Origin of the sequence: Citrobacter sp. wls826 (genome assembly GCF_005281245.1) — a bacterium.
Classification (GTDB): Bacteria; Pseudomonadota; Gammaproteobacteria; order Enterobacterales; family Enterobacteriaceae; genus Citrobacter; species Citrobacter braakii.
Window position 1 is genome coordinate 86655 of sequence record NZ_SZWS01000016.1, and the last position, 5411, is coordinate 92065.

4 protein-coding genes and 1 pseudogene are annotated in these 5411 nt (G+C 51.1%); 1 reads left to right on the forward strand and 4 read right to left on the reverse strand.

The features are described from left to right. Positions 1–28 precede the first annotated feature (28 nt). A complete protein-coding gene (gene leuS, locus FDW87_RS02505; RefSeq protein WP_016155970.1) occupies positions 29–2611 on the reverse strand; it encodes a leucine--tRNA ligase in 2583 nt (860 codons plus the stop codon). A 235-nt stretch (positions 2612–2846) separates the two neighbouring features. Between leuS and FDW87_RS02510 the strand changes: the two genes are divergently transcribed. Next, the gene (locus FDW87_RS02510) at positions 2847–3329 is read left to right on the forward strand and encodes a zinc ribbon-containing protein (protein ID WP_003022748.1); all 483 of its coding nucleotides are present in this window, start codon (positions 2847–2849) and stop codon (positions 3327–3329) included. A gap of 49 nt (positions 3330–3378) precedes the next feature. Here FDW87_RS02510 and FDW87_RS02515 read toward each other — a convergent pair. The 3 genes and pseudogenes from FDW87_RS02515 to rihA all read right to left on the reverse strand — a co-directional run. Beyond that, a pseudogene (locus FDW87_RS02515) lies at positions 3379–3570 on the reverse strand (type VI secretion system tube protein Hcp); the annotation flags it as partial. Positions 3571–3764: 194 nt separating this feature from the next. Continuing rightward, on the reverse strand, positions 3765–4070 hold the full coding sequence (locus FDW87_RS02520) for a hypothetical protein (RefSeq protein WP_172860558.1): 306 nt from the start codon (positions 4068–4070) through the stop codon (positions 3765–3767). Positions 4071–4353: 283 nt separating this feature from the next. After that, entirely contained in the window at positions 4354–5289 is a 936-nt protein-coding gene (gene rihA, locus FDW87_RS02525; protein ID WP_103283620.1) for a pyrimidine-specific ribonucleoside hydrolase RihA, read from the reverse strand. Positions 5290–5411 lie beyond the last annotated feature (122 nt).

A 5411-nucleotide genomic window follows, 5' to 3' on the forward strand; every position in this document is an offset into this window, starting at 1 on the left:
GTCAGAAGTCGCACGCTTCCTCCCGCGCTTAGCCAACGACCAGATTGAGGAGTTTACCCGGTACATAAATCACTTTACGTACGGTAACGCCATCAAGATATTTTGCCACCAGATGCTCCTGGCCAGCACGTTCACGAACCTGCTCTTCAGTGGCGTTTACCGGAACGGTGATTTTGCCACGTACTTTGCCGTTTACCTGAACCACAACCAGCGTTGAGTCTTCAACCATTGCTGCTTCGTCCGCCACCGGCCACGGCGCGTTGTCGATATCGCCTTCGCCTTTCAGCGCCTGCCACAGGGTGAAGCAAACGTGTGGGGTGAACGGGTTGAGCATGCGTACAACAGCCAGCAACGCTTCCTGCATCAGGGCTCTGTCCTGCTCGTCTGCCTGCGGTGCTTTCGCCAGCTTGTTCATCAGCTCCATAATCGCCGCAATCGCGGTGTTAAAGGTCTGACGACGACCGATATCATCGGTGACTTTAGCAATGGTTTTATGCACGTCGCGACGCAGCGCTTTTTGATCTTCGCTCAACACATCAACGTTCAGGGCAGCAACATCTCCCTGGGACGTATGTTCGTAAACCAGTTTCCAGACACGTTTCAGGAAGCGGTTCGCCCCTTCAACGCCGGACTCCTGCCATTCCAGCGTCATATCAGCCGGAGAAGCGAACATCATGAACAGACGTACGGTGTCGGCGCCGTAGCGTTCAACCATGACCTGCGGGTCGATACCGTTATTTTTCGATTTGGACATCTTGCTCATGCCGGTATACACCAGTTCATGGCCTTCTGCGTCCTTAGCCTTAACGATACGACCTTTTTCGTCACGCTCAACGATGGCATCAACCGGAGAAACCCAGTTACGTTCGCCGTTGGCGCCAACGTAGTAGAACGCATCGGCCAGAACCATCCCCTGACACAGCAGCTGTTTAGCTGGTTCATCAGAGTTGACCATGCCTGCGTCGCGCATCAGTTTGTGGAAGAAGCGGAAGTAGAGCAGGTGCATGATGGCGTGTTCAATACCGCCAATGTAGATATCAACCGGCAGCCAGTAGTTCGCCGCGTCGGAATCCAGCATACCTTCCTGATACTGCGGGCAGGTGTAGCGCGCGTAGTACCAGGACGACTCCATAAAGGTATCGAAGGTGTCAGTTTCACGCAGCGCAGGCATACCGTTAACGGTGGTTTTCGCCCACTCTGGATCGGCTTTGATTGGGCTGGTAATGCCGTCCATGACTACGTCTTCCGGCAAAATAACCGGCAGTTGGTCTTCTGGCGTTGGCAGGACGGTACCGTCTTCCAGCGTCACCATCGGAATCGGCGCGCCCCAGTAACGCTGACGGGAAACACCCCAGTCACGCAGACGATAGTTAACTTTACGCTCACCCACGCCTTTAGCTACCAGCTTGTCAGCAATAGCGTTGAAGGCCGCTTCGAAGTCGAGGCCGTCAAACTCACCGGAGTTAAACAGCACGCCTTTTTCGGTCAGCGCTTGTTCAGACAGATCCGGCTCTGCGCCTTCAGCAGTCAGAATTACCGGCTTGATGGTCAGGCCATATTTGGTCGCAAATTCGTAATCGCGCTGATCGTGACCCGGAACGGCCATAACTGCGCCTGTACCGTATTCCATCAGCACGAAGTTTGCCGCCCAAACCGGGATCTCTTCGCCAGTCAGCGGGTGAACGGCTTTGAAACCAGTGTCGACGCCTTTCTTCTCCATGGTCGCCATTTCGGCTTCAGCAACCTTGGTGTTGCGGCATTCGTCAATGAAGGCAGCCAGTTCTGGGTTATTTTCAGCGGCTTTCTGCGCCAGCGGATGACCTGCAGCAACGGCCAGGTAGGTCGCACCCATAAAGGTGTCCGGGCGTGTGGTGTAGACGGTCAGCGTGTTGTCGTAACCGTTCACATCGAAGGTGATTTCCACGCCTTCAGAGCGGCCAATCCAGTTGCGCTGCATCGTTTTCACGGTGTCAGGCCAGTGATCCAGATTATCCAGGTCGCGCAGCAGTTCGTCAGCGTAAGCGGTGATTTTGATGAACCACTGCGGGATCTCTTTACGCTCAACTTTGGTATCGCAACGCCAGCAGCAGCCGTCGATAACCTGTTCGTTCGCCAGTACGGTCTGGTCGTTTGGGCACCAGTTAACGGCAGACGTTTTCTTGTACACCAGCCCTTTTTTGTACAGCTCGGTGAAGAACTTCTGTTCCCAGCGGTAGTATTCCGGGGTGCAGGTCGCCAGCTCACGGCTCCAGTCGTAACCGAAACCCAGCATTTTGAGCTGGTTTTTCATGTATGCAATGTTGTCATACGTCCACGGTGCCGGGGCGGTGTTGTTTTTAACCGCAGCGCCTTCGGCAGGCAGGCCGAACGCATCCCAGCCAATTGGCTGAAGTACGTTTTTGCCCAGCATACGCTGATAGCGAGCGATCACGTCACCGATGGTGTAGTTACGTACGTGGCCCATGTGTAGTCGACCAGAAGGATAGGGAAGCATAGACAGGCAGTAATACTTCTCTTTGCTCTCGTCTTCGGTAACTTCAAATGTGCGCTTCTCATCCCAGTGAAGCTGTACTTTGGATTCTATCTCTTCCGGGCGGTATTGCTCTTGCATGGCAGCCAGTGGTCCTGTTTTCAATACAGCTACAAACGTAGCTCTAGATGTGGTGTTTTAGATCCGCATAGCATAGCCCAAACGCCCGCGCCAAAACAGCCTTTCGCGCATTCAACGTTGAATTCCCGTAAGGATAATTCTTGCACGAATTTACACACTCTGTGGACAGTCTTGCAAAGCGTAGCGTAAATAACGTCTATTATTATAGACAGTTAACGACCCAGGAGGCGAAGCGATGAACAAGGTTGCTCAATATTACCGTGAACTGGTGGCTTCACTGAGTGAACGCCTGCGTAATGGCGAACGCGATATTGATGCGTTGGTGGAACAGGCGCGTCAGCGCGTTATGCAGACCGGGGAGTTAACGCGCACCGAGGTGGAAGAGCTCACCCGGGCCGTCAGACGCGACCTGGAAGAGTTTGCTCTGAGCTATGAAGAAAGCCTCGATGAGGAGACCGACAGCGTCTTTATGCGGGTTATCAAAGAGAGTATCTGGCAGGAACTGGCCGATATTACCGATAAAACGCAGCTCGAATGGCGCGAAGTGTTCCAGGACCTCAGCCATCACGGGGTTTATCACAGCGGCGAGGTGGTCGGGTTGGGCAACCTGGTGTGCGAGAAGTGCCACTTCCATTTAGCGGTGTACACTCCTGATGTGCTGCCGCTATGCCCGAAATGCGGACACGATCAGTTCCAGCGTCGACCGTTTGAGCCGTGATTTTCACCTGAGAGCCGCTAACGCGGCTCTGTGAGGGATTGCGAATGTGTTACGCCACAACGCGTTGATTCCAGGCATCCGTATAGATGATATTTCCATCGCAATGCTTCCATGTGATGCTTTCATAGCGTAGTAGAATGGTTTCAAGATGTGTCCCGGTTGAAGCTCCAGGATAAAGATCTGCGGTAATGGATGTGATTTTCACATTGTTTAGAATGATATTAAAATACTCCTTTTCCATATAAATATATAATATTGGGTTATTTGAATTTTTCGAATTTTTCTGTAATGAACGGATAAAACCAAAAAATAGCAATAATACTGATGAGCATTAGCTCCCACCAGTATTCAGGAAATAAATATAACCAGAGCACGGCAAAAACTATCAAGATTGCTGGGAGTACAAGGTTATATAGTACAACTGATATTAGACTCTTAAACATCGAATCTTTCCATGATTTCGTCGGCAAGCTGATCGAGGTTAGAATAGACACCATCATGAACTTTCTGAATTATTTCTGAAAGAGCTGGCTCAACGAAGTAATAGAGCATCTCCAGCTTTGCTTGGTAAAGAATCCAATAATAACTTGGATCTATTGCTTTCTGTGCCCGGGCTGCCATAGCTGCTTTTTGCTGAAACCCATAGACCTGCAGAAGATAAACGCCAACTGGCATTTTACCAGCCAGTTTTCGCGCAACGGCTTTTGACAGAAACGCTGACTGTGCAATAGCTTCCGCCATAGCTGAGGCTACAGTAAACCGTGTACATCGTATTTGTGAATCCATTCTCAATATATATAGATAACTGCCTGTCATTCTGAAATCTTACCCTGAGATAATCTGAAGCATTCATTCAATGTTCCTCTGATTTGTTGTGCCGGATGTTGCATGATACATTAATCTGCTGGGGGATTTATTCAGTATTACCTGACAAATTAATGAAGTAACGCAGTATTCACGTTCGCTATTAGCTAACAGTAAAATCGCTATGATTCAACATAGCGATCTTACTCAATGATAAATTTCAGGCGTAAAATTTCAGACGCTCCGCTAGCAAATCGACAAACCCCTGGCGATCCACGTCCACCATTACGGTGGCGTTTGGCTTATTGCCGCTCAGGAAGTAGTAGTCAACCACGGTCATTCCCTGGGTGTATTTGCCCTGAGTTTCCACACCAACCCAGCGTTCAACGGTGGTAAACAGTTCAGGTTTCAGCAGCCAGGCAATGGTGCATGGATCGTGCAGCGGCGCGCCAATAAATCCCCATTTTTCATCTTTGTGATATTCAAAGAAGAAGTCGAGTAGCTCAGCAACGATTGTCGAAATGGGATTGCCGATAGCGCGGAACCGTTCGGTATCTTCACGATGTATTTGCGCTTTATGCGTGACATCCAGTCCAGCCATCACCACCGGAATGCCCGACTGGAACACGATCTCAGCGGCTTCTGGATCCACGAAGATGTTGAACTCGGCGGCGGGCGTCCAGTTTCCGAGGCCCATTGCACCACCCATGATCACGATACGGGCAATTTGGGGGTGCAGTTCAGGATGGCTATTCAGTAGCAATGCCACGTTAGTTTGCGGCCCGGTGGAGACAATCGTCACCGGTTCCTGACTGTTACGCAGGGTTTTCGCCATCAATTCCACGGCGGTACAGTCCTGTGGAGCAAAAGCGGGTTCAGGCAGCGCCGGGCCATCAAGCCCGCTCTCACCGTGGACGTTATCGGCAATTATCAGGTCGCGCATCAGCGGTTTGACTGCACCACCGGCCACTGGGATATCCGTGCGGTTGAGCAACGTTAACATACGCAATACGTTACGCAGTGTTTTGTCGGGGGTCTGGTTACCGGCAGAGGAGGTTATCGCTTTCACATCCAGTTCAGGTGAAGCGAGGGCGAGAACAATTGCGATAGCGTCGTCATGACCTGGATCGCAATCAAACAGGATAGGAAGTGCCATTGTTGCTCCTTGTAAGTGGGACTTTGTGACAAGGTTAACGCTGGGCTATGCCTGTTTCGAGAAGTGAAGAGATAAATCGTGAGGTGGCGCGCACATGGAGGTGCACCGTATTCCATCAGCAC

Excerpts from the sequence above, each read along its gene's own strand:
- rihA (WP_103283620.1), bottom strand. The coding sequence starts at position 5,289 with ATGGCACTTCCTATCCTGTTTGATTGCGATCCAGGTCATGACGACGCT.
- FDW87_RS02510 (WP_003022748.1), top strand. The coding sequence starts at position 2,847 with ATGAACAAGGTTGCTCAATATTACCGTGAACTGGTGGCTTCACTGAGT.
- FDW87_RS02520 (WP_172860558.1), bottom strand. The coding sequence starts at position 4,070 with ATGGCGGAAGCTATTGCACAGTCAGCGTTTCTGTCAAAAGCCGTTGCG.
- leuS (WP_016155970.1), bottom strand. The coding sequence starts at position 2,611 with ATGCAAGAGCAATACCGCCCGGAAGAGATAGAATCCAAAGTACAGCTT.